This is a genomic window from Nigerium sp. (genome assembly GCF_039811905.1).
Taxonomy (GTDB): domain Bacteria; phylum Actinomycetota; class Actinomycetes; order Propionibacteriales; family Propionibacteriaceae; genus Propioniciclava.
The window spans coordinates 146,525-170,177 of record NZ_JBDHZL010000001.1 but is presented as its reverse complement, the minus strand read 5'-3'; the positions used below and the strand labels follow the sequence as shown (position 1 = coordinate 170,177).

The 23,653-nt window shown below is 72.2% G+C and carries 25 protein-coding genes; 4 read left to right on the top strand and 21 right to left on the bottom strand.

The window, feature by feature from the left end; genetic code table 11:
- The first annotated feature begins 58 nt into the window (after positions 1–58).
- Positions 59–454 carry an HsmA family protein gene (locus tag WMJ97_RS00730; RefSeq protein WP_347347030.1) on the top strand — a complete coding sequence of 132 codons (396 nt, stop codon included), beginning with the start codon at positions 59–61 and terminating at the stop codon, positions 452–454.
- 15 nt (positions 455–469) lie between these two features.
- Here WMJ97_RS00730 and WMJ97_RS00725 read toward each other — a convergent pair whose 3' ends face one another.
- The 12 genes from WMJ97_RS00725 to WMJ97_RS00670 all read right to left on the bottom strand — a co-directional run bounded on the left by WMJ97_RS00725 (position 470) and on the right by WMJ97_RS00670 (position 13,045).
- A complete protein-coding gene (locus WMJ97_RS00725) occupies positions 470–2,776 on the bottom strand; it encodes a bifunctional (p)ppGpp synthetase/guanosine-3',5'-bis(diphosphate) 3'-pyrophosphohydrolase (RefSeq protein WP_347347029.1) in 2,307 nt (768 codons plus the stop codon).
- Positions 2,777–2,807: 31 nt separating this feature from the next.
- Entirely contained in the window at positions 2,808–3,818 is a 1,011-nt protein-coding gene (locus WMJ97_RS00720; protein ID WP_347347028.1) for an L-lactate dehydrogenase, read from the bottom strand.
- A 72-nt stretch (positions 3,819–3,890) separates the two neighbouring features.
- Positions 3,891–5,018 carry a hypothetical protein gene (locus WMJ97_RS00715; protein WP_347347027.1) on the bottom strand — a complete coding sequence of 376 codons (1,128 nt, stop codon included), beginning with the start codon at positions 5,016–5,018 and terminating at the stop codon, positions 3,891–3,893.
- Positions 5,015–6,082 (bottom strand): potassium channel family protein, encoded by a 1,068-nt coding sequence (locus WMJ97_RS00710; RefSeq protein WP_347347026.1) that lies wholly within the window; start codon positions 6,080–6,082, stop codon positions 5,015–5,017. Before WMJ97_RS00710 ends, WMJ97_RS00715 begins: the two co-directional genes overlap by 4 nt.
- A 2-nt stretch (positions 6,083–6,084) precedes the next feature.
- The gene (locus tag WMJ97_RS00705) at positions 6,085–6,627 is read right to left on the bottom strand and encodes an adenine phosphoribosyltransferase (RefSeq protein WP_347347025.1); all 543 of its coding nucleotides are present in this window, start codon (positions 6,625–6,627) and stop codon (positions 6,085–6,087) included.
- Positions 6,624–7,799, bottom strand: a complete 1,176-nt coding sequence (gene secF, locus WMJ97_RS00700) for a protein translocase subunit SecF (RefSeq protein ID WP_347347024.1) — start codon at positions 7,797–7,799, stop codon at positions 6,624–6,626. Before secF ends, WMJ97_RS00705 begins: the two co-directional genes overlap by 4 nt.
- Before the next feature lies 1 nt (position 7,800).
- On the bottom strand, positions 7,801–9,366 hold the full coding sequence (gene secD, locus WMJ97_RS00695) for a protein translocase subunit SecD (protein WP_347347023.1): 1,566 nt from the start codon (positions 9,364–9,366) through the stop codon (positions 7,801–7,803).
- A gap of 12 nt (positions 9,367–9,378) precedes the next feature.
- Positions 9,379–9,936: a preprotein translocase subunit YajC gene (gene yajC / locus WMJ97_RS00690; RefSeq protein WP_347347022.1), complete on the bottom strand. Its 558-nt coding sequence runs from the start codon at positions 9,934–9,936 to the stop codon at positions 9,379–9,381.
- Positions 9,937–10,006: 70 nt separating this feature from the next.
- Complete coding sequence (ruvB, locus tag WMJ97_RS00685; protein ID WP_347347044.1) at positions 10,007–11,038, bottom strand: Holliday junction branch migration DNA helicase RuvB; 1,032 nt, start codon at positions 11,036–11,038, stop codon at positions 10,007–10,009.
- 26 nt (positions 11,039–11,064) lie between these two features.
- A complete protein-coding gene (gene ruvA, locus WMJ97_RS00680; RefSeq protein ID WP_347347021.1) occupies positions 11,065–11,679 on the bottom strand; it encodes a Holliday junction branch migration protein RuvA in 615 nt (204 codons plus the stop codon).
- On the bottom strand, positions 11,676–12,233 hold the full coding sequence (ruvC, locus tag WMJ97_RS00675; protein ID WP_347347043.1) for a crossover junction endodeoxyribonuclease RuvC: 558 nt from the start codon (positions 12,231–12,233) through the stop codon (positions 11,676–11,678). The genes ruvA and ruvC overlap by 4 nt, the downstream gene beginning before the upstream one ends.
- A 44-nt stretch (positions 12,234–12,277) precedes the next feature.
- On the bottom strand, positions 12,278–13,045 hold the full coding sequence (locus WMJ97_RS00670; RefSeq protein ID WP_347347020.1) for a YebC/PmpR family DNA-binding transcriptional regulator: 768 nt from the start codon (positions 13,043–13,045) through the stop codon (positions 12,278–12,280).
- A 388-nt stretch (positions 13,046–13,433) separates the two neighbouring features.
- On the opposite strand from WMJ97_RS00670, the gene betC reads away from it, so the two are divergent.
- On the top strand, positions 13,434–15,131 hold the full coding sequence (gene betC / locus WMJ97_RS00665) for a choline-sulfatase (protein ID WP_347347019.1): 1,698 nt from the start codon (positions 13,434–13,436) through the stop codon (positions 15,129–15,131).
- A gap of 60 nt (positions 15,132–15,191) precedes the next feature.
- Here betC and WMJ97_RS00660 read toward each other — a convergent pair whose 3' ends face one another.
- From WMJ97_RS00660 to hisD, 7 genes are all read right to left on the bottom strand, one after another.
- Positions 15,192–15,647: an Rrf2 family transcriptional regulator gene (locus WMJ97_RS00660; RefSeq protein ID WP_347347018.1), complete on the bottom strand. Its 456-nt coding sequence runs from the start codon at positions 15,645–15,647 to the stop codon at positions 15,192–15,194.
- Between the two features lie 82 nt (positions 15,648–15,729).
- Positions 15,730–16,476, bottom strand: coding sequence for an alpha/beta fold hydrolase (locus tag WMJ97_RS00655; RefSeq protein ID WP_347347017.1), 747 nt, complete (start codon positions 16,474–16,476; stop codon positions 15,730–15,732).
- A 4-nt stretch (positions 16,477–16,480) separates the two neighbouring features.
- A complete protein-coding gene (gene priA, locus WMJ97_RS00650) occupies positions 16,481–17,209 on the bottom strand; it encodes a bifunctional 1-(5-phosphoribosyl)-5-((5-phosphoribosylamino)methylideneamino)imidazole-4-carboxamide isomerase/phosphoribosylanthranilate isomerase PriA (protein ID WP_347347016.1) in 729 nt (242 codons plus the stop codon).
- A gap of 54 nt (positions 17,210–17,263) precedes the next feature.
- A complete protein-coding gene (gene hisH / locus WMJ97_RS00645; protein WP_347347015.1) occupies positions 17,264–17,893 on the bottom strand; it encodes an imidazole glycerol phosphate synthase subunit HisH in 630 nt (209 codons plus the stop codon).
- The gene (gene hisB, locus WMJ97_RS00640) at positions 17,890–18,504 is read right to left on the bottom strand and encodes an imidazoleglycerol-phosphate dehydratase HisB (RefSeq protein WP_347347014.1); all 615 of its coding nucleotides are present in this window, start codon (positions 18,502–18,504) and stop codon (positions 17,890–17,892) included. Before hisB ends, hisH begins: the two co-directional genes overlap by 4 nt.
- Positions 18,501–19,592 carry a histidinol-phosphate transaminase gene (locus tag WMJ97_RS00635; RefSeq protein ID WP_347347013.1) on the bottom strand — a complete coding sequence of 364 codons (1,092 nt, stop codon included), beginning with the start codon at positions 19,590–19,592 and terminating at the stop codon, positions 18,501–18,503. The genes hisB and WMJ97_RS00635 overlap by 4 nt, the downstream gene beginning before the upstream one ends.
- On the bottom strand, positions 19,589–20,893 hold the full coding sequence (gene hisD, locus WMJ97_RS00630) for a histidinol dehydrogenase (protein ID WP_347347012.1): 1,305 nt from the start codon (positions 20,891–20,893) through the stop codon (positions 19,589–19,591). Before hisD ends, WMJ97_RS00635 begins: the two co-directional genes overlap by 4 nt.
- A 17-nt stretch (positions 20,894–20,910) precedes the next feature.
- On the opposite strand from hisD, the gene WMJ97_RS00625 reads away from it, so the two are divergent.
- Together WMJ97_RS00625 and ybaK are read left to right on the top strand one after the other, a co-directional pair.
- Complete coding sequence (locus tag WMJ97_RS00625; protein ID WP_347347011.1) at positions 20,911–21,654, top strand: DUF554 family protein; 744 nt, start codon at positions 20,911–20,913, stop codon at positions 21,652–21,654.
- 33 nt (positions 21,655–21,687) lie between these two features.
- On the top strand, positions 21,688–22,194 hold the full coding sequence (gene ybaK, locus WMJ97_RS00620) for a Cys-tRNA(Pro) deacylase (protein ID WP_347347010.1): 507 nt from the start codon (positions 21,688–21,690) through the stop codon (positions 22,192–22,194).
- Here the strand turns inward: ybaK and WMJ97_RS00615 are convergent.
- Complete coding sequence (locus WMJ97_RS00615; protein ID WP_347347009.1) at positions 22,122–23,114, bottom strand: CHAD domain-containing protein; 993 nt, start codon at positions 23,112–23,114, stop codon at positions 22,122–22,124. The genes ybaK and WMJ97_RS00615 overlap by 73 nt on opposite strands.
- Positions 23,056–23,646: a hypothetical protein gene (locus WMJ97_RS00610; RefSeq protein WP_347347008.1), complete on the bottom strand. Its 591-nt coding sequence runs from the start codon at positions 23,644–23,646 to the stop codon at positions 23,056–23,058. The genes WMJ97_RS00615 and WMJ97_RS00610 overlap by 59 nt, the downstream gene beginning before the upstream one ends.
- Between the last annotated feature and the right edge of the window lie 7 nt (positions 23,647–23,653).

The following is a 23,653-nucleotide window of genomic DNA, read 5'->3' as shown; positions in this document are numbered from 1 at the left end:
GGGCGGCTCCATCCGGCGGGCGATGGGCGCGGAGGGCCGGTTTCGTAGCGTCGAAGCCATGTTGATTCCTGCCATCGTCCTCATCACCGGAGCCCTCCTCGCCTACACCACCGGGGTGTGGGCCGAGCGCCGCTCCGGCGTCCTCAAGCCCTGGCACGCGGGGTTCTTCGCGCTGGGGCTCGCCCTCGACGTCGCCGGAACCGCCACGATGAGCGCGATCGCCCGCTCGGGGCGGGCGGCCGCGACCGGCGCGGCCGGCGTCCTGACCGGCATCATGCAGGTGACCGGCGCGGCCGCGCTCGTGCTGATGGCCGCCCACCTCGCGTGGGCGCTGGTCGTCCTGATCCGCGGGTCCGAGCGGGCGCGCGGCCGGTTCCACCGGTTCTCGACCACGGTGTGGGCGATCTGGCTCGTCCCCTACTTCACCGGGATGGTGGGTTCGATGGCCTCCTGAGAGACGCCCCGCGTGCTACCTCGACTGGACGCGGTTCACGTCGTAGACGCCGCTCACGCGCTTGACCGCGTTGATGACCCCGGTGAGGTGCCGCGGGTCGGGCGTCTCGAACGTGAGGCGGATCGAGAAGACCCGGTCTTTCGACGCCTGCGCGTTCGCCGAGATGATGCTCATGTGCATGTCGGACAGCACGCGCGTGACGTCGGACAGCAGCCCGGCCCGGTCGATGCCCTCGACCTGGATCGCGACGAGGAACGCCGACTCGCCGTCGGGCGCCCAGGCGACGTTCACGAACCGCTCGGGCATCTTGCGCAGGGCGGCGACGTTGGAGCAGTCGCTGCGGTGCACCGACACGCCGTCCTCGCGCGTCACGAACCCGACGATGTCGTCGCCCGGCACCGGCATGCAGCAGCGGGCCAGCTTGACCCACATGTTCGGGTCGCCGTCGACGACGATGCTGTTGCTGCCGGCGCGCCGGCGCGGCGTGACGCCGAACAGCGACTGCTCGGCCGCGGACGCCTCGGCCACCGCCTCCTCGCCGCCCAGCGTCGTCACAAGCTGCTGGACGACCGCCTGCGCACCGATCGTGCCCTCGCCGATCTGGGCGAGGAGCGTGTTGGCGTCCGGCACGTGGAAGTGCTGGGCGACGCCGGCGAGCGACTCGGGGCTGGTCGTGCGCTGCACCGACAACCCGTGGCGCTGGAGTTGCTTCGCGAGCGCCTCCTTGCCCTGCTCGATCGACTCGTCGCGCCGCTCGCGGGTGAAGTGCTGGCGGATCTTGCTGCGCGCCCGCGGCGTCTTGACGAACCCCAACCAGTCGCGGCTGGGGCCGGCGTTGGGCGACTTCGACGTGATGATGTCGACGACCATGCCCATCGCGAGCGGCGAGTCGAGGGGGACGAGGCGTCCGTTCGCGCGAGCGCCGATGCAGCGGTGCCCGACCTCGGTGTGGATCGCGTAGGCGAAGTCGACCGGCGTCGACCCTTGCGGGAGCGAGATCACGTCGCCCTTCGGGCTGAAGACGAAGACCTCGTTCTTCGCGATCTCGTCGCGGAAGGTGTCGAGGAACTCCCCGGAATCTTCCGTCTCCTTCTGCCACTCGGAGATCGACTGCACCCAGTTGATCTCGTCGCCGGCGCCCTTGCCCTCCTTGTAGCGCCAGTGGGCTGCGACGCCGTACTCGGCCTGCCGGTGCATCTCGTGCGTGCGGATCTGCAGCTCGACCGGCTTCCCGCCGGGCCCGAGCACCGTCGTGTGCAGCGACTGGTAGAGGTTGAACTTGGGCATCGCGATGTAGTCCTTGAACCGCCCCGGCAGCGGACGCCAGCGGGCGTGGACGACGCCGAGGACGTCGTAGCAGTCGCGCTTGTCGTCGACCAGGACGCGCAGCGCCACGAGGTCGTAGATCTCGTAGAAGTCGCGGCCGCGGACCATCATCTTTTGATAGATCGAGTAGTAGTGCTTCGGCCGCCCGTAGACGGTCGCGGTGATGTTCGCCTCGGCGAGGTCGGCCTTGACCTGGTCGATGACGGCGCGCAGGTACTCCTCGCGCATCGGCGCGCGCTGGGCGACGAGCTTCACGATCTCGTTGTAGATCTTCGGCTCGAGCACCGAGAAGGATAGGTCTTCCAGTTCCCACTTGATGGCGTTCATGCCGAGCCGGTGGGCCAGCGGGGCGTAGATCTCCAGCGTGTCTTTCGCGATGCGGCTCTGCTTGTCGGGCCGCAGGAAGTGGATCGTGCGCATGTTGTGCAGCCGGTCGGCGAGCTTGATCACCAGGACGCGGATGTCGCGGCTCATCGCCACGACCATCTTGCGGATCGTCTCGGCCTTCGCCGACTCGCCGTACGTCATCTTGTCGAGCTTCGTGACGCCGTCCACCATCGTGGCGACCTCGTCGCCGAAGTCGGCACGCAATTGCTCCAGCGTGTAGGAGGTGTCTTCGACCGTGTCGTGCAGCAGGGCCGCGCACAGCGTCGGCTCGGTCATGCCCAGGCCCGCCAGAATCGTCGCGACCGCCAGCGGATGCGTGATGTACGGGTCGCCGCTCTTGCGCGTCTGACCGGAGTGGTAGTGCTCGGCGGTGCGATAGGCGCGCTCGATGAGCGCCGTGTCGAGCTTCGCGTGATGGGTGCGCATCGCGTTGAACAGCGGCTCGAGCTGGCTCGGCTGCTGGCTGCGCGGGGAGCCCAGGCGCGCGAGCACCTGCCGCATCCGCATGCGAGGCTGGTCGGTGCCCAGACGGTCGGGGCCGGCCGGCGACGTCGGGGACCCGGGCGTGACAGCGGCGCCCGCGCCGAATCGCTGCGGTGCTTCGGGCACGCCTACCCCCTTGCCTCGTGGTGAACCGAGTCTAGGACGCCCCCGCCCTGGGGGCCACCAATGACCCCGACCTGGGCGTTCCGGCTTCGGCCATCGCCTGCTGAATGTAGGAGATCGAGTCGGCCAGGTGGTCGCGCTCCCAGGCGTCCAGGGCGACGGGGATCCGTCGCTCGATGCCGCGGCGCCCGATGAGGGTGGGCAGCGACAGGGCCACGTCGCCGTCGTGGCCGTACTCGCCGCGCAACGTCGAGCTCACCGGGTAGATGCCCTGCTCGTCGAGCAGCACGGCCCGCGCGAGCTGGACGGCCGCCTGGGCGACGCCGGCGTTCGTCCAGCCCTTGCCGTTCAGCACGTCGAACGCGGCCTTCACGACCTGGCGCCGGACGTGCTCGGGGTCGAGCCGAACACCGTCGCCGAACACGGCCGGCAGTTCGTCCCACGCGAGCCCCGCGACGGACAGCCGGCTCAGCACGGGGAACGCCGTGTGGCCGTGCTCGCCCATCATGTAGCCGCTGACGGCCGTCGGGCTCACCCCGCAGGCCGCCGCCACGAACTGCCGCAGCCGCGCGGAGTCGAGCATCGTCCCGGTGCCGAAGACGCGGCCCGCCGGGTAGCCGAACTCGTTCTCCGCGATGTACACGATCGTGTCGAGCGGGTTGGTGATGAAGATGACGACGGCGTCGGACGTGTTGGCCGCGATCTCCCCCATCACCTGCCGGACGACCGCCGCGTTCACCGTGGTCAGCAGGGTCCGGTCGGGCTCGCCGGTCGGGTCGTCCGGGTCCGGGAGGATGCTCGGGCCGGCCGCGACCACGACGACGTCGGCGTCCGCGTAGTCGGCGGGCGAGCCCGCGTGGATGCGCGTCCCGCCGAGCGTGCCGACCCCGGTGGCCTGCCATTGGTCGAGCGCCTCGCCGCGGGCCACGTTCTCGAGCACGTCGATGACCGCGATCTCCGCGAACAACCCCGCCTTCATGGCGTCCGCGAGCACGTACGAGCCGACGTGGCCCACGCCCGTCACGACCAGCTTGAACGCTTTCATCCCCCACCCCACGTGGTCTGACCATCTGTCCAGGGGCCAATCTAGCCCGGCGGGGCCGTCGAGGGGCGGGGTTCAGCCACCCCAAAGCCGGGCGATGACGCTCTGCCCGGACGCCTGCAGGAACCCGAGCCACCCGACCCCCGCGTTCAGGCTGTGCGGGACGCCCCACGCCATCACGTAGACGCAGGCGGCCACGGCCGTCCACTGCTTCGACTCCCCCGCCCCGCGCACCGACGACGCCACGCAGATCGCGAGCGCCATGACCAGCATGTGCGTCCAGCGGCCGTAGTCGAGGGCGATGACGAACAGGGGCAGCACCGCGATCGTGGTCGCGGCGGCCCAGCCGGCGTTGCGGCGCAGCCAGGGCGTCGTCCAGAGGGCGACGGTCCCGAGCACCAGCAGCGGGACGACCGCGAGCAGCCGCGGCCAGTACGTGGCGACCGACCGCAGGGAGGCGTCCGTGGAGAGGCCGAGCCAGCGGACGGCGCCGTTGCACAGCCCCGGCGCCTCGAAGCCGTGGGCGCGGATCGCCTCACAGGACGCCGCGGCCGCCGCGGCGTCCCCGTGCGCCAGCGCGCTCGCGACGACCCCGACGACCGAGATCGCCAGAAACGCGACCCCGACCCCCGGACGCCCCGGCACGTCCGTCCGGCCGCGCTCGCCGACCAGGACGAGCCACAGCACCGCCGGAAGCAGCACCGCGCTCGCCTCCCACGAGAACACCGCGAGCGCGTAGAAGAGCAGCGCGAGGCCGGTGAGGAGGGCGTCCCGCAGCCGGCGCCCGGGGCCGAGGCGCACCCACCCGAGCAGGCAGAGCGCGACGAAGACGAGGATCTCCTTGCGAAACCCGCCCGCCGGGTCCCACCCGGGGAAACACCAGGCTGCCGGCCCGCAGACGAGCGCGACGGACGCCCACGAGAACTTCTCGCGCACCAGGTACTGCACGCCGAACGCGACGACGACCGCCCAGCACGCCACCTGGAACCAGTACAGCGCCCACAGCCCCGCCTGGCCCGTCGGGGCGACCGCCCAGAACGCCTCCCCGAACAGCCCCCGCCGGACGAACCCACCCGCGTAGCTGATCAGCCAGTCCGCGGTCTGGTGGTCGCCGCCGCCGCGGGCGATGACGGACGCGTAGGCGTCCGCGGCACGCCAGAACGAGAAGCCGAGGACGCCGAGCGCGACGACGACGCGCGTCACTCGGGCGGCAGTTCCGGCCCGGGGCGCGTCGCCTGCCGGACGACGACGACCTCGTCGCCCGCCTTCAACTCGGCGCAGGTCGGGTCGTAGTACTTGCGCAGGGACTTGTTGCGGACGACGGCGATGACGCGGTCGTCCAGGTCGGCCGGGTTGCGGCCCACCTCGTCCTTCTCGACGATGCGCTGGGCGACCTCGAGACCCTCGCCGGCCGACAGCAGATCGTCCATCACCGAGCCCAGCTCGGGGCTGACCGTGGACAGCCCGACGAGGCGTCCGACCGAATCGGACGACGTGACCACCGCGTTCGCGCCGCCCTGCTTCACCAGCGCGACGTTCGCGGCCTCCCGGACGGCGACGACCACGTGCGCCCGCGGGTTCAACTGGCGCACGGTGAGGGTGGCGAGGATCGCCGTGTCGTCGCGGTTCACCGTGATGATGACCTCGCGCGCCTTCGGCACCTCGGCCCGGTTCAGCAGGTCGCGCGACGTGGCGTGCCCTTCGAACGCGGCCAGCCCGTCGCGGTTGGCCGCGGCGACGGCCGCCGAGCCCTGGTCGACGACGACGATCTTCTCCTTGTCAACGCCCTGGCGCAGCAGCGTGCTGACGGCGCTGCGCCCCATCGTCCCGTACCCCAGGACGACCGTGTGGTTGCGCATCCTCTTCCTCCACTTGCTGTCCGACAGGGCCCGGCGCCCCTCGTTGGCCAGCACCTCGAGCGTCGTGCCGACCAACAACACCAGGAACGCCACGCGCAGCGGCGTCACCAGGATCGCGTTGAGCAGGCGCGCGTGATCGGAGACGGGCGTGATGTCGCCGTAGCCGGTCGTCGTCACGGTCACCGTCGCGTAGTAGAACGCGTCGACGAGGCTGACCCCGTCGTGGTTCACGTTGTCGCTGTAGCTGCCGCGATCGAGGTACACGATGAGCGTGTTCACCACGACCAGGCCGAACGCCATGAGCGCGCGCCGGATGAGCTCCCGCAGCGGGGACGGTGCCCGCGCCGGGAGCTTCACCATCGAGCGGTACCCCCACAGGGACCCGCTCTCGCGCCCCTCGCCGCCCATGCTCAGACGGTGACCACGGTGGAGAACGAGTCGACGCCGGCGGTCTCCAGGACCGAGCGGCCGGGCAGGAACCCGAGCTCCATCAGCACCGACACGTGCACCAGCGTGGCCCCGAGCCGCTTGATGAGCGCGGCGGTCGCCGCGATCGTGCCACCGGTGGCCAGGATGTCGTCGATCACCATGACCCGTGCGCCGGGCCACAGGGCGTCCTTCTGCACGGTGAGGGTCGCGTCGCCGTACTCGAGCGCGAACGTCTCGCTGTAGACGTCACCCGGCAGCTTGCCGGGCTTGCGGACGGGCACGAACCCCGCGTTGAGCGCCAGCGCGACGGGTGCCGCGAAGATGAACCCCCGCGCCTCCATGCCGACGACCACGTCGATAGCCTCGGGCGCGGTCGCCGTCAGCTCGTCGACCGCGGTGCGCAGCCCCTCGGGGCGCTCGAGCAGCGGCGTGATGTCTTTGAACGTGACGCCCGGCTTGGGCCAGTCCGGCACGTCCCTGATCAGGTCGACGATCAGCCGCTGATTCTCGGTGAGCTCGCTCACGGCCTTCTCCTTTCACTCCGCGTGGTCCGACGCGGCTGATGCCGCTCGCGAAGCTCTTCGGCCGTGAGGACGCCGAACCCCTCGGTCTCTACCGCTTCCGCCCCGTCGACGGTCGCGATGACCGACCGCCCGGGCCGGGACGCCTCCGCGCCCTCGCCGCTCCCGGCGCGCTCCGCGCGCTCGGCCCGGCGGGCGTCCCGCCGCGCGAGGCGAGCATCGTGCTCGACGAGCTCGGGCTCGTGCTGCTTCATCTGCACGAGCAGCGGGGTCGCGATGAAGATGGAGCTGTAGGCGCCGGCGATCATGCCGACGAACAGGGCCAGGCCGAGATCCTTCAGGGGGCCGGTGCCCAGGATGAACACGCCGGCGAACAGCAGCGCCGCCACGGGGAGGACGCCGATGATCGTCGTGTTGATCGACCGGACCAGCACCTGGTTGACGGCCGCGTTCGCGGCCTGCGCGTACGTCCGGGTCTGGTTGCCGATGTCGCGCGTGTTCTCGCGGACCTTGTCGAACACCACGACCGTGTCGTACAGCGAGTACCCGAGGATCGTCAGCATGCCGATGAGGCTGGCGGGGCTGAACGTGAACTGCAGCAGCGCGTAGACGCCGACCGTGACCCACAGGTCGTGGATCAAGGCGACCAGCCCCGCCACCGACATCTTCCAGTTGCGGAAGTACGCCCAGATCATCAGGCTCACCAGCACGAGGAAGACGCCGAGCCCGATCAGGCCGCGCTCGGTGATCTGCTGGCCCCACGAGGCGCCGATCAGGCTGTTCGTCACCTGATTGCTCGGGACGCCGGCGTGCTCGGCCAGGATGTTGCGGACCTCGGTCTCCTCCTGCGCGGTCAGCGCCCGCGTCTGGACGCGGACCTGGTTGTCGCCGACCGTGTTCGCCCGGACGTTCTCGTTGTCGGGCAGGTTGATCTGCTGGACGACCTCGCGATACTCGTCGACCGTCTGCGCGTTCACCTGCGTCGGGACGGCGAACTCCGTGCCGCCGCGGAACTCGATCGACAGGTTCAGGCCGCGGATCAGGACGCCCAGCAGGCAGATCAGCAGGATCGCCCCGGAGATCGCGTACCAGAGCTTGCGGCGCCCGACGAAGTCGTAGGAGAGGTCGCCGGTGTAGAGCCGGTGGGCGAATCCGCCCTTGTGCTTGGTCGCCACCTCAGGCCTCCTTCGCGACGGGGACGCGGCGGGTGCGGCGCCTGCGCCGCTCGACGCCGAGGTGTTCGGGCTCGAAGCCCGAGAACCGGCGCCCCTCCCCGAAGAACTTCGTGTGGCCCAACAGCGTCACCAGGGGCTTGGTGAAGAAGAACACGATCAACACGTCGATGATCGTCGTCAGGCCCAGCGTGAACGCGAAGCCCTTCACCGCGCCGATCGCGAGGATGAACAGCACGATCGCGCTCAGCATGGAGACGGCGTCCGCGATCAGGATCGTCTTCTTGGACCCGTGCCAGCCGGTCTCGATCGCGCTGCGCAGCGATCTGCCCTCGCGGACCTCGTCGCGTATTCGCTCGAAGAAGATGATGAACGAGTCGGCCGTGACGCCGATCGCCATGATCGCGCCGGCGATGCCGGGCAGGTTGAGCGCGAGGCCCATCGCCTGCCCGAGCAGCACGAGCAGCGCGTAGGTGATCGCCGCCGCGAGCACGAGGCTGGCCACGACCACGACGGCCAGGCCGCGGTAGTAGAGCACCGAGTACGCCACGACCAGCGCGAGGCCGATGAGGCCCGCGATGACGCCCGCCCGCAACTGCTCACCGCCGAGCGTCGGCGACACGTTCGCCGACTCCGACAGCTCGAAGCTCAGCGGCAGAGCGCCGTACTTGAGCACGTTCGCCAGGTCGGTCGCGGACTTCTGCGTGAAGTTGCCCGTGATCTGCGCCTTGCCGCCGGCGATCGCCGTGGTGACCCGCGGGTAGGTGATGACCTCCGAGTCGAGCACGACCGCGAAGGTGTTCTGCGGCTCCTGCTTCTGAGCGAGCAGCCGCGTCGCCTCCTCGAACAGCCGCCCGCCGCGATCGTTGAACTGCAGGTTGACCTGCCACGACACGCCGTTGCTCGGAATACCGGCCTCGGCCCCGGTGAGCAGGTCGCCCGGCACGACGACCGGCCCGAGCAGGAACTTGGCCTGCTTCTCGCGATCGCAGGCGATCAGGGGCTGGTCGGTGACGTCGGGGAACTCTTCCCCGCACTTGTAGGCCGCGAAGTCGGCCTGGTCGCGTTCGGACGGCTTCCAGTTCATCGCCTCGGCGACCGTCGGCTGCTTGGCCGCCGGGGTCGTCGGACGCGGCTGCGGGACCGGGGTCGGCAGGCCGCTCGGCGTCTGGGACGACTGCTGCACCTGCTCGACCGCGTACACCGGCCGGAAGTAGAGCTGGGCGGTCTGCCCCACCATCTCGCGGAGCTGATCGGGCGCCACGTTCGGCACCGCGACGATGATCTGGTTGTCGCCGGACGTCGTGACCTCCGACTCGCCGACGCCCATCGCGTCCACGCGCTGCTGGATGATCGTGCGCGCGAGCTGGAGGCTGTTCGGGTCGACGGCGCCCTGGCCGGTGGTGTTGCGGGCGGTCAGCGTGATCGTCGTGCCGCCGCGCAGGTCGAGGCCGAGCTTCGGCGTCCACGCGTTGTTGACCGCCATGATCACGTAGAGCGCCGCCGCGCAGAGGAGGAAGACCAGCAGCGACCGGAGCGGACGCTGCCGATGCGAGCTGGATGTCGCCACGCGAGCCCTTTCTCAGTTCGCCTTCGGGTCGGTGGTCCCCGGCCGCGGAAGATCGTCGTTCGGCCGGGCGAAGCCCGGGCCGGGCTCCGTGCCCTGGCCGGCGCTCGTCGCGCCGGTGCCGGACGCCTCGGGTGCGGCGGGAGCGTCGCGGGCCGGCGTGTCGAACGCCTGGGCGTCGGACGGCTGCACATCGGAGGGCCGCGCGTCGGACGACTGCCCCTCGACGGCGCCCTCGACCGCGAGGGCCTCGCCGGCGGGAACCTCGGCCGCGTTCTCGTCCTCGTACTCGAAGTCTTCCTCCGCCGAGGCGACCACGCGGGAGATCGCCTGCCGCGCGACCGTCATCTCGACGCCGGGCGAGATCTCGATGATCGCCTGCCGCTGCCCCATGTGGACGAGCGTCGCGTAGACGCCGGCCGTGGTCATGATGCGGGCGCCCGGCTCGAGCCGGTTGACCGTCTCTTGCTGCGCGCGCAGCTTCTTCTGCTGCGGCCGAATGAACAGCAGGTACATGGCGAGGATCGGAACGCCGAAGATCAGGACGGTCGACCAGATGCTGGAGTCACCCATGAGGAAATTTCCCTTGTAATGCGGACAGGACAGGCGAGGCGGCAAGGCCACCGGCCAGCAAGACTACCGTCTACTCGTCCTGGTCACTGAAAAGGTCTGCGCCGCCCGTGTCGCGCGGCACGGCGAGCCCCAGATGCGCCCAGGCGCGGGGGGTCGCGACGCGGCCCCGCGGCGTCCGCATGAGGAAGCCCTGCCTGATGAGGAAGGGTTCCGCGACCTCCTCCACCGTCTCGGTCTCCTCCCCCACGCTCATGGCGAGCGTGGACAGGCCGACCGGGCCGCCGGCGAACCGGACGCACACCGACTCCAGCACCGCGCGGTCGAGCCGGTCGAGGCCCAAGGCGTCCACCTCGTACAGTTCGAGGGCCGCCGCGGCGACCGCCGGCGTGATCGTGCCGGACGCCTTCACGAGCGCGTAATCGCGCACGCGCCGCAGCAGGCGGTTCGCGATGCGCGGCGTCCCGCGGCTGCGGGAGGCGATCACCTCCGCGCTCGCCCGGTCCAAGCCGATCCCCAGCAGGGACGCCGAGCGCAGCACGATGCCGACGAGCGCGTCGGTCGCGTAGAAGTCCAACTGGCCGGTGAACCCGAAGCGGTCGCGCAGCGGCCCGGGCAGCAGCCCGGCGCGCGTCGTGGCCCCCACCAGCACGAACGGGGGGATCTCCAGCGGGATCGCGGTCGCGCCGGGGCCCTTCCCGACGACGACGTCGACCCGGAAATCCTCCATCGCCAGGTAGAGCATCTCCTCGGCGGGGCGGCTCATGCGATGGATCTCGTCGAGGAAGAACACCTCGCCCTCCGACAGCCCGGACAGGATCGCGGCCAGGTCGCCCGCGTGCTGGATCGCCGGGCCCGAACTGATGCGCAGCGGCGAGCCGAGCTCGTGCGCGATGATCATCGCCAGCGTCGTCTTGCCCAGCCCGGGCGGGCCCGACAGCAGGACGTGGTCGGGCACCTGCCCGCGGTGCTGCGCCGCGGCGAGCACGAGGCCGAGCTGCTCGGCCACGCGGGCCTGCCCCCGGAACTCGGCGAGCGTCTCGGGACGCAACGCCGACTCGGCCAGCGTGTCGTCGGCGCTGGCGTGGGGGTCGAGCGGGTCCAGCGGGTCGCGCGCGTCGTCGGGCCGGGTCACTTCGCCAGGCTCCTCAGCGCGGCCTTCATCAGCTCACCGACGCCCCATTCGGGGTTCTCGGACGCCAGCGGCTCGACGCGTTCGCACGCGGCCTCGGCGTCCCGGGACGACCACCCCAGCGACTCCAGCCCGCCGCGCACCTGGTCTCGCCAGTCGGACGCCGCCGTCCGCGGGGCGCCCGGAGCGGCCGGCCCGGCGGCGGGCAGCCCCAGCGCGGCCGCCTTCTCCTTCAGCTCGATGACCATCTTCTTGGCGCCCTTCGGCCCGATGCCCGGCACCTTGGTGAGCGCGACGACGTTCTCGGCGGCGATCGCCGCGGCGAACTCGGCCGGCGGCAGCACCGACACGACCGCCTGCGCGATCTTCGGCCCCACCCCGGACGCCGACTGCACCAGCTCGAACAGGTCGCGCTCGTCGGCGTCCGCGAACGCGTAGAGGGTCAGCGAATCCTGCCGGACGACCAGGCTCGTCGCGACCGTCGCCGGCTCGCCGAGCCGCACGGACGCCGCGACCGCCGGCGTGCACAGGGCCCGGAAGCCGACGCCCCCGACGTCCAGCACCACCCACGTGGCGCCGGCCGCCGTGACGGTGCCGGTCAACTGGGCGATCATGCGCGTCTCCTCTCCGCGGCCCGGGCGCGCGCCCGAGCCTGCCCCTCGGCCAGCTCGCGGCGCACCTGCGCCTGCGCGAGGCGTGCCTGGGCGGGGGCGCGCCACAGGTGGCAGACGGCCAGCGCGACCGCGTCGGCCGCGTCGGCGGGCCGGGGGGCGGCGTCCAGCTTCAGGATGCGCATCACCATGTGCCCGACCTGCGCCTTGTCGGCCCGGCCCGACCCCGTGATGGCCGCCTTTACCTCGCTCGGCGTGTGCTGCGCGACGGGCAGCCCGGCGCGCGTGCCCACGAGCAGCGCCACCCCGGACGCCTGCGCCGTGCCGATGATCGTCGTCACGTCGCGGCGCGCGAACACACGCTCGATCGCCATCGCGTCCGGACGGTACTCGGCCAGGAATTGCACGAGCGCGCGCTCCAGGTCGGCGAGCCGCTGGCCGGTGTCGCAGTCGGACGCCGTGCGCACCACGTCGGCGAACAACAGCCGCGGCGTCCGGCCCGGGTCGCCCTCGACGATGCCCACACCACAGCGGGTCAGGCCCGGGTCGATCCCCAGCACGCGCACGCTCTCACCTCCGAACAGACGTTCGGATCGTAACGTCAGCCCTCCAGGTCGGCCAGGATTTCGTCCGGCACGTCTTCGTTGGAGTAGACGTTCTGGACGTCGTCGACCTCCTCGATGGCGTCCAGCAGGCGGAAGAGCTTCTCCGCCGCGTCCTTGGCGTCGATCGCCTGGTCGTACTGCGGGCGGAACTCGAGCTCGGCCGACTCGTAGTCGTAGCCCGCCGCCTGCACCGCCTTGCGCACCTCGACGAAGCTGTTCGGGTCGGCGATGATCTTGAAGGTCTCGCCCTCGTCGGAGATGTCCTCCGGCTCCGCCTCCAGCGTCGCCTCGAGCAGATCGTCCTCGGAGATCTCGCGATCGCCCTGCTTCTTCGCGACCTCCACGACGCCCTGCCGGTCGTAGATGCGGCTCACCGAGCCGACGTCGGCCATCGTGCCGCCGTTGCGGGTGACCGCCACCTTCACGTCGGACGCCGTGCGGTTGCGGTTGTCGGTGAGGCAGTCGATCAGGATGGCGACGCCCGCCGGGCCGTAGGCCTCGTACGTGATCTCGATGTAGTCGACGGCGTCGGCCCCCGCGCCCGACCCGCGCTTGACGGCGCGGTCGATGTTGTCGTTCGGGACCGAGTTCTTCTTCGCCTTCTGGATCGCGTCGTAGAGGGTCGGGTTGCCCGCCGGGTCACCACCGCCGGTCCGCGCCGCGACCTCGATCTTCTTGATCAGGTTCGCGAACAGCTTGCCGCGCTTGGCGTCGATCGCCGCCTTCTTGTGCTTCGTGGTGGCCCACTTGGAGTGACCGCTCATCCAGCGTTCCCCTTCGTCTCGTGATGTAACCGGCGAAAGTTTACCCTCCGCGAGCCGGAGCGCTCGGACGCGGCGTCCTCCCCGGCGCTGTCGGCGCTGTGGCTTGCTCACACCCCGTGGGCAAACCACAGCGGCCGGCGCGCTGCGTTCGGGGGTGCGGCGGGGGTCGCGGGGACCCGGGCGGGTCGGGTCCGGCGCCAGGTCCGGGTCCGGGTTCGGGTTCGGGCCGAGGCCGGGACGCGCGCCCGGATCGACGAAACCGCGGACACGCCCGTCTCGGTCACCGAAACAGGGACTGGCCCGCTGCTAGCGTCGCGGCCAATCTCATAGTCACCCTATGGGAAATGGCGGAAACCCGCCCTCAGCGCGAAAGGAGCGCGTCATCCTCATGAACAGCCGCATCGGTTCCGTGGAGCGACCCAACATCATCCTGGTGCAGGCGGATCAGCTTGCCGCCCGGGCGCTGGGAGCCTACGGGAACGGCTGTTCGCAGACCCCGACGATGGACGCCCTCGCCGACGACGGGGTCGTCTTCGAGCGGGACTACTGCAACTCGCCGCTCTGCGCCCCGTCGCGGGCGTCCATGCTGACGGGGCAACTGCCGTCGGCGATCGGGGCGTACGACAACGCGTCCGACTTCGGGACGTCCGTGCCGACGTTCGCCCATCACCTCCGCCGCGAGGGCTACCGGACGGCCCTCATCGGCCGCATGCACCTCATCGGCCCCGACCAGCAGCACGGCTTCGACGAGCGCCTCACCACCGACGTCTACCCGGCGACGTTCGACATGGTCCCCGACTGGAGCCTGGACGCCGGCGATCGCCTGCCCTGGTACCACAACGCCGAGAGCGTGCTGAATGCGGGCGTGGCGACGGCGACCGTCCAGCGGGACTTCGACGAGGAGGTGACCTTCCGGTCCCTGCGCTACCTCGCCGACCGCGCGCGCGACCCGTCGGGGCAGCCGTTCTGCATGGTGACCTCGTTCATCCACCCGCACGACCCCTACGAACCGCCCGCCGAGCAGTGGCACCGCTACGACGGGGTCGAGCTCGACGCGCCGAGGGTGCCGACGATTCCGTGGGGCGAGCAGGATCCCCACAGCCGCCGACTCCTCGCCATGTGCGGACTCGACCGGCAGACCCCGACCGACGAGCAGATCGCGCGGGCGCGCCGGGCGTACTACGCGTCCGTCACGTTCGTCGACGACCAGATCGGACGCCTCGTCCGCCGGCTGGACGAGCTCGGGCTGCGCGACAACACGGTCGTCGTGGTCACGTCGGACCACGGCGACATGCTCGGCGAGCGAGGGCTCTGGTACAAGATGTCGCCCTTCGAGGGGTCGGCGCGTGTCCCGCTGATCGTGCACGCCCCCGGACGCCTGCGGCCCGGCCGCGTCGGCCAGGTGGTCTCGCTGGTCGACCTGGCGCCCAGCCTCGTCGACATCGCGGGAGGCGCTCCCCCGGCTGGTGACGGGCGGAGCTGGTGGCCTCTCGCCCGCCAGGAGGCGTCCGAGGCGCCGGGAGAGGCGGTCATCGAGTACCTGGCCGAGGGCGTCAGCGCCCCCCACCTCACGCTCGTACGGGGTGCCCTCAAGCTCACCGTCTGCCCCGGCGACCCCGACCAGCTCTTCAACCTGGCCGACGACCCCGACGAACTGCGCAACCTGGCCGGCGAGCCGGGGTGGGCGTCCGTGCGCGAGGAACTGCGGGCGGCCCTGCTGGCCGGCCGGGACGTCGACGGGCTGCGCGACCGGGTCCGCTCCAGCCAGGATCGGCGCCGGCTCATCGCGGGGGCGCTGTCCGTGGGGCTGCCCACGGCGTGGGATCACGAGCACGCCGAGCTGTCGAGCGCCCGCTACGTGCGGGGCGACTTCTGGGGTGCCCTCGAACGCGGACGCCTCACGCCCGCCGACCTCGGCGCGACCGGGGCGGACGCCGCCTGCTCGGCGACGCCGACGGCGTCCCGGGCGGCGGCGCGGGTCGAGCCGACCGCGGACGGGGAGGTGGTCCCGCTGGCCGCGGGCGGCGTGGGCGAGGCGTCGCCGGCGTCCGCGCAGGGCGGGCGTCCGCGGAGCAGGGTCGCCTGAGCGCGCCCTGCCCCGACCGGCCCGGTCGGCCGTCGTTCCCCTCGCGGCCCGGACGCCTGGTCAGCGGTTCTGCCAGGCGTCCGGCTCGCGGGTGAGGGACTCGACGTGCTCGGGGAGGCGTCCGCTGAGCAGGTCGGCGATGCTGACCTGGTCGAGCACGTCGCGCAGCGCCACCCGGACGGCGACCCACACCTTCGGCAGGTGCTCGGCGACCCCCGCGTAGGCCGTCTCGTGCGGACGCAGGCCCCGCACCTCGGCCAGCGGCCCGTCCACCGCGCGCAGGACGGCCCCGACCGCGATGTCCTCCGGCGGTTTCGCCAGGCGGTAGCCGCCGACGGGCCCCCGTTGGCTCGCCAGCAGCCCGGCCCGCTTCAGCTCGACCAGGATCGCCTCCAGGAACTTGCGGGGCAGGTGCTGCCCTTTCGCGAGCGCGCCCGCGGAGAGCGGCGCGCCGTCGTTGGCGGCCAGCTCCAGCAGGGCACGCACCGCGTACTCCGATTTCGCAGAGATGTTCACAGGGTCATGCTCGCACGACCGCCGAGCTTCTCGCACGGCAGCCCCGCACGGCGCCCCCACGCGGGGGCCGCCGCCGAGCCGGTCACCGGACGGCGTCGAGATACCCGGACGCCGCCGCGAGGATCGCGGCCTCGGCGTCCGCCCTGCTCACGGTCGGGACGCCGTCGCCCGCCTGCGGGCCGTAGCGCCCGAAGAACGCGTGGACGGCGCCCGGGATCACGACGAGGCGCGACCCGGCGGGCAGCCGGCCCACCCCCGCGCGGACGGCCGCGGCGTCCGCCACCTCGTCGCGCTCGGCCAGCAGGCTGAGCGCGGGCCAGTGCGCCCGGACGGTGACGTCCTGGGCCGGGTAGGACGCCATCAGGATCAGCCCGTGCACGCGGTCGGCGTGGCGCGAGGCGTAGTCGGCGGCCATCGCGCCGCCCAGCGAATGCCCGGCCAGGACGACCGGCGTCCCGGGGCCGATGCGCTCGACGAGGGCGTCCGCGCGGCCCTTGCCGAGCACGGCCAGGTCGGCGGGCATCTCCGGGATCCACGTCTCGACGCCGCGCGCCGCGAGCGCCCGCCCCAGCCACTCGTACGCCTGCGGGCGGACCAGCCCGCCGGGGTAGAGGATCAGCGCGACCCGGCGCTCCCCCGTCGGCAGGATGTGCAGCACAGTGCCGCCCACGTTCTCGGTGCGCACCACGACGGACGCCGACGCGGCGTCCGTCACGGCGTCCTGACCGACGACGAGCGGCGGGCGATCGACGATCGGGCGCAGCGTCCCGAGCCCGAACCCGAGGGCCAGCGCCAGCACGGCGATCAGGGCGACCTTCCACCGGCGCACGGGATCAGCCCTCGGCGACCTCGAGGGCCTCCTCGAGGGTGAAGTTGCCGACGTAGAGGGCCGTGCCGATGATCGCGCCGGCCACACCGAGCGGGACGAGGTCGCGCAGCGCCCGCAGGTCGTCGAGCTGGGCGATGCCGCCGGAGGCGATGACGTCGGCGTCCGTGCGGCCGCAGACGGCGGCCAAGAGCTCCAGGTTCGGGCCGGTCAGCATGCCGTCGGACTTCACGTCGGTGACCACGAACGTCCGGCAGCCGGCGGCCGAGAGCCGGTCGATCGCCTCGCCCCAGTCGCCGCCCTCGCGGACCCACCCGCGCGCGGCGAGCTTCGTGCCGCGGACGTCGATGGCGATGCCGATGCGGTCGCCGTGCTCGGCGATGATCCGCTCGCACCACGCGGGGTTCTCGAGCGCGGCGGTCCCGATGTTCACCCGGCGGCAGCCGGTCGCGAGGGCCCGCGCCAGCGACTCGTCGTCGCGGATTCCGCCGGACAGCTCCACATTCAGGGAGAGTTCCCGCGCGATGGGGCCGATCACGTCGGCGTTCGAGCCACGCCCGAACGCGGCGTCCAGGTCGACCAGGTGCAGCCAGGACGCCCCCGCCTCCTGCCAGCGCAACGCGGCGGCGCGCGGGTCGCCGAAGGTCTTCTCCGAGCCGGCCACCCCCTGCACCAGCTGGACGGCTTGGCCGCCCTGCACATCGACGGCGGGCAGCAGTGTCAACGAGTCAGTCACCCGGTGCAGGTTACCCTCCTCGGGCGCAACCCGCGCGGCGGTCGGCCTGCCCGATCAGAGCGTCGCGATCCAGTTGCGGAGCAACGCGGCGCCCGCTCCCCCGGACTTCTCCGGATGGAACTGCGTCGAACTCAGCGCCCCGTACTCGACGGCGGCGACGAACCGGTCCCCGCCGTGCTCGGCCCACGTGACGCGCGCCCCGTCGGGCCACGTCCCCTGCTCGTGGACGCCGTAGCTGTGCACGAAGTAGAAGCGCTCTGTCTCGACTCCGGCGAACAGCCGGGACGCCTCCGGCGGCTGAACCGTGTTCCAGCCCATGTGCGGTAGCCGGTCGGCGCGCAATTGCTCGACGACGCCCGGCAGGACGCCGAGCCCCGGCTCCTCGGCGCCATGCTCGACGCCGCGCGAGAACATCACCTGGTGCCCGACGCAGATGCCGAGCACGGGGCGTCCGGCCGCGAGGCGTCCCTCGACGATGGCCGGCCCGCCGACCGCCCGCAACTGGGCCATGCACGCCGCGAACGCGCCGACGCCCGGAACGACGAGGCCGTCGGCGTCCGCCGCGATCGCCGGGTCGGCCGTGAGCTGCACCGCGCACCCCGCCGCCGCGAGCGCGCGCGTGGCGGAGTGTAGGTTGCCCGACCCGTAGTCGAGCACGGCCACGGTCGGCGCCGCAGCGCTCACAGCGCGCCCTTCGTCGACGGGACGATGCCCGCGATCCGCGGGTCGGGCTCCACCGCGGCCCGCAGGGCCCGCGCCAGCGCCTTGAACTCAGCCTCCACGATGTGGTGCGGGTCACGCCCGCCCAGCAGCGTCAGGTGCAGGCAGATGCCCGCGTTCGTCGCGAACGACTCCATGACGTGGTACGTCATCGAGCCCGCGTACGGGACGCCGGATCCGCCGATGAGCGCGTACACCTGGGCGTCCGGCTCGCCGGAGCACACCACGTACGGACGCCCCGCGAGGTCGACCACGCAGCGCGCGACCGCCTCGTCGAGCGGGACGGTGGCGTCCCCGTAGCGGCGGATGCCCTTCTTGTCGCCGAGCGCCTGTGCGAACGCCTTGCCCAGGACGATCGCCGTGTCCTCCACCACGTGGTGCCCGTCGATGTGGACGTCGCCGACGGCGTCCACCGTCATGTCGATCAGCGAGTGCTTCGCGAGCGCGGTCAGCATGTGGTCGTAGAAGCCGACGCCGGTGCTGATCGTGGACTGCCCCGTGCCGTCCAGGTCGATCTCGACCGTGATCGTCGACTCGGACGTCGCGCGTTCCACGCGCGCGGTGCGGTTGGTCATCGTGCCACCTCGATCTCCGCCAGGGCGGTGTAGAAGGCTTCCATCTCGGCGGGCGTCCCGGCGGACACCCGGAGGAACCCGGCCGGGCCGGTCTCGCGCACGAGGACGCCGCGGCACAGCAGTTGCTGCCAGGCGTCGTGCCGGTCGGCGAAGCGGCCGACCAGGACGAAGTTCGCGTCGCTCGGGATGACCTCGAACCCCATCGTCGGCAACCGGACGAGCATCTCGTCGCGCGCCTCCCGCAGCAGGTCGACCTTCGCGAGCATGTCGTCGGCGTGCGTCAGGGCGACCTCGGCCATGGCCTGCGTCTGCGCCGAGAGGTGGTACGGCAGCCGGACGATGCGGCAGGCGTCCACGATCGCGGGCGTCGCGGCGAAGTACCCGATGCGCCCCCCGGCCAGCGCGAACGCCTTGCTCATCGTGCGGCTGACCACGAGGTTGCCGTAGGAGGGCAGCAGCGTCAGCGCCGTGTTCTCGGGGTGGGCGGCGAACTCCTGGTAGGCCTCGTCGGCGACCACGATCGCGTCCGTCCGCTCCAGGATCTCCACGAACGTCTCCAGCGACGTCGTCGTGCCGGTGGGGTTGTTCGGCGTCGTGATCAGCACGACGTCGGGCCGGTGCTGGTCGATCGCCTCGAGCGCCAGCGAGGCGTCCACCGTGAAGTCGGGACGCCGCGGCACGGTCACGAACTCGGTGTGCGTGTTCCGCGCATACTCGGGGTACATCGAGTACGTGGGCGTGAACGTCAGGACGCGGCGCCCGGGCCCCCCGAACGCGCCCAGCAGGTGGCTCATCACCTCGTTGGAGCCGTTCGCGGCCCAGATCTGGTCGATCGTGAGCCCGTGGCCCAGGTAGCGGGCCAGCGCCCAGCGCAGGTTCGTCGCGTCCCGGTCGGGGTAGCGGTTCACCCGGGTCGTGACCTCCATGATCGCGTCGGCCATGTCGCGACGGATCGCAGACGTCGGCGGGTACGGATTCTCGTTGACGTTGAGGCAGACGGGCACGTCGAGCTGCGGCGCGCCGTACGGCTCCTCCCCCACCAACTCCGGACGCAGCGGCAGTTCCGCCAGGCTGACCTCCGGCCTCATCGGGCGTTCCCCCTTCTGATCGCGATGGCCGCGCCGTGGCCCGGCAGGTCTTCGGCCGCCGCGAACGTTTCGATCGTGTCGGCCAGCTCGGCCAGCCCTTCGGCCGAGTAGTCGATGATGTGGACGGCCTTGGTGAAGCTCTTCACGTTCAGCCCCGAGCTGTGGCGCGCGGCGCCGGCGGTCGGCAGCACGTGGGTCGACCCGGCCGAGTAGTCGCCGAGCGGCACCGGCGAGTACGGGCCGACGAAGATGGCCCCGGCGTTGCGGACGCGCTGGGCCACCGAGTAGGCGTCCCGGGTCTGGATCTCCAGGTGCTCGGCGGCGTAGGCGTCCACCACCGCGAGGCCCTGCGCGATGTCGTCGACCAGGATCACCGCCGACTGCCGCCCGCTCAGCGCCGTGTGGACGCGCTCGGCGTGCTTGGTGAGGGACGCCTGCCGCGTCAGCTCGGCGTCCACCGCGCGCGCGAGTTGCGGGGAGTCGGTGACCAGCACCGAGCCCGCCAGCGGGTCGTGCTCGGCCTGGCTCAGCAGGTCGGCGGCGACGAACGCCGGGTCGGCCGAGTCGTCGGCCAGCACCGCGATCTCGGTCGGGCCGGCCTCGGAGTCGATGCCGATGACGCCGCGCAGCAGCCGCTTCGCCGCGACGACGTAGATGTTGCCGGGGCCGGTCACCATGTCGACCGGCGCGCACAGCCCCTCGACGCCGTGGGCGAACATCGCGATCGCCTGCGCGCCGCCGACCGCGTACACCTCGTCGACGCCCAGCAGGTGGCACATGCCCAGGATGCTCGGGTGCGGCAGCCCGCCGAACTCGGCCTGCGGCGGGGACGCCACGGCCAGCGAGCCGACGCCCGCGACCTGGGCGGGGACCACGTTCATGAGCACCGAGCTGGCCAGCGGCGCGAGCCCGCCCGGCACGTACAGCCCGACGCGGCCCACGGCGATGCACTTCTGCTCCACGACGGCGCCTGGCGCGATCTCCACCCGGACGACGCCGGGCTCCCTCTCCGCCTCCGCGACCGCGCGACGGCGGCGGATCGACTCCTCGAACGCCGCCCGCACCGCCGGGTCGAGCTCGTCGGCGCACCGGGCCAGCTGCTCGGGCGGCACCCGGAAACTCGGCGGCACGACGTGATCGAACCGCTCGGCGAACTCGGCCAGCGCGTCCTCGCCCCGCTCGGCGACCGCGCGGCAGATCGGCGCGACGACCTCGACGGCGTGCTCGACGTCGAACTCGGCGCGCGGTATCACGCGCCGATAGTCGAGCTGTTGGCCACGGACGTCGATCGTTTGAAGCACAAGGGTGATTGTATGGGGTGGTGTTCATCGGGTTCGGGACGGTCGTCAATGTGGTCACGGTCGCGGTCGGCGCGGGCGTCGGGCTCGGGCTGGGCAACCGGATCCCCGTCCGGGCGCGCGACGTCATCACCGACGTGCTCGGCCTGATGACCCTCGTGCTGGGCGGGCTGTCGGCGGTGAGCATCACGTCGGCCGAGTTCGCCCGCGCGGTCGGCGGCGGGGCGTCCACCTTGATCGTGCTGGGGTCGCTGCTCGTCGGCGCGCTCGTCGGCACCGCGCTCCGCCTGGAGGAGCGCCTGGAGGGCGCGGCCGACTGGCTGCGCGTTCGCCTGCCGGGCACCGGCGAGTCGGGCACGTTCGTGGACGCCGTCGTCACGCCGACCCTGCTGTTCTGCGTCGGGCCGCTGACCATCCTGGGCGCGATCTCCGACGGGTTGGGCCGCGGCTCCGGCCAGCTCGTCGTCAAGGCCGTCATGGACGGCTTCGCGGCGATCGCGTTCGCGTCCACCCTCGGGGCGGGCGTGCTGGTGGCGGCGGTCCTGCTCGGGGTCATCCAGGGCGCCCTGACGCTCACGGCCGCCCTGCTCGGCAGCTTTCTGAGCCTCGCGCAGATCGACGCCCTGTCGGCGACGGGCGGCGTCCTGCTGCTGGCGCTCGGGCTGCGGCTGCTGAAGATCCGGGCGATCCCCGTGGCCAACCTGCTGCCCGCGTTGCTGCTCGCGCCCCTGGCCGTCGCCGCGGTGGGGGCGTTCGTCCACTGACCCGCGGTAGCCCGCCCATCCGAGAAGGAGACCATGGCCAAGAAGAAGAAAGACAAGCAGGCCCACTCCGCCGGGACGCCGGCGACGGACGCGCTGACGGCCGCCGGCGTCCCGTTCGAGGTGGGCTTCTACACCCATCACGACGACGAGACGCACTTCGGCGCGGAGGCCGCCGCGCAACTCGGCATCGACCCCGCGCGCCTCTTCAAGACGCTCGTCGTGGACGCCGGCGGCGGGCTCGCGGTCGCGGTCGTCCCGGTTGCGGGCATGCTCGACCTCAAGGCGATGGCCCACGCCCTCGGCGTCAAGAAGGCCGAGATGGCCGACCCGAAGGCCGCCGAGCGCTCGTCGGGCTACGTGGTCGGGGGCATCTCGCCCATCGGCCAGCGGACGCCACTGCCGACGGTCATCGACGCGAGCGCCCAGGATTTCTCGACGATCTACGTCTCGGCCGGCAAGCGCGGCGCTCAGGTCGAGCTGGCCCCCGCCGACCTGGCCGCCGTCACGTCGGGCAGCTTCGCGCCCATCTCCAGGGCGTAGTCGAGCGCCTCGACGCCGCGCCGCAGCGCGACCAGCCGGCGGTCGAGTTCGCCCTCCACGAGCAGCGTGTACGGGCGCACCGGCTCCCCGGCGAGTTCGGCCGCCCAGGCGTGCCTGCCCAGCACCTCGGCGGAGACCACCGTGTCCTGCACCTCACCGAACGCCTCGGTGACGGCCTCCCACGCGGACGCGATCTCGGCGGCGGGCTCGCCGAAGGCGTCCACGAGCGCCTCGGCGCAATAGCGGACGGCCTTCGCCGCCTTCCGCACGTCGTGCCACCCCTCGAGGTGCTCCGGCGCCTCCTCCGCGTGAGCGCGAAGCCCGTCGACGCGTGCGATGGCGTCCGCCAGCAGCCCGGGCAGCAGGACGCCCGCCGCCGCCTCGCCCTCGGGCGAGGCCGGCCGCGCGGCCGTCACGTCGGCCAGCTCGGTCATGAGGGCGTCGTGCCGCTTCGTGTTCATCGCCTCGACGAGCCGCGCGTGCGCCCGGGCGTGCTCTGCGTTGAGCGAGGCGGTCAGTCGGTCGACGACGGGCCCCTCCAGGTCGCCCTCGTCGAGGTCGGCGATCCGCTCGAGCAGGTAGTCGCGCAGCACTTCGGCGTCGCGCGGCGCGCCGAGCGCCTCTCCGTACCACCGGAGCTCGCGCGCGACCCCGCGAGCCGCACCCGCGTCGACGGCCGCGCGGTACACCTTGAGCGCGCTGCGCGTACGTCGCGCCGCGACGCGCGACTTGTGCACCGAGTCGGGCCCGTCGACGCGCACCTCGGGTTCGTAGGCGAAAAGGACGCCCGCCTGCTTCGCCACATAGCCCCAGACCACCTCGGCGGCGGTCGGGCCGCTGGAGACCAGCGGCGCTGCCGGCTCAGTCGGACGGCCGGGGTGTCGATCGGTCGGATGATCGGACTGGTTCGGTCCCTCCATGGTCAGCCATGCTACCGGGGACGGCCGGCGCGGGCCCGCGCCGCTTGTCGACCTCGGGGCCGAGCGACGAGGCGAACAGGGTCGGCGCGACCGCCGCGAACGCCCACACGGCCAGGGCGGACGGGGCGTGCAATTGCAGTGAGATGGGCACGACGTCGCCCGGCCGGGCTGCCGCGAGACGCTGATCGAACGGGCCCGGACCCAGCAGCTGGCCCACACCCCAGCACACGAGGCCGGCGCCCAAGCCAGCGCAGGTCGCGATGATCGCCGCCGGCCACCCGACCCACTTGAACCAACTCCACGCCAAGGCCCCGAGCAGCAGCCCGGCGAACAACCCGATGACCGCGAAGAGCGCGTCGGCGGCCACGATGAGCTGCTGACCGCCCTCGGCCATCACCGCGCTGCTGTCGACTTCGATGTGGTAGGTCGGCAGCGGCGTCCACCGCCACCAGACGAGCGCGCCCAGGCCGCCGACGGCGGCGGCGACGCCGGCGAGCACGCCGATCCAGGTCGCGATCCGGGGAGTCTCCACGGCGACG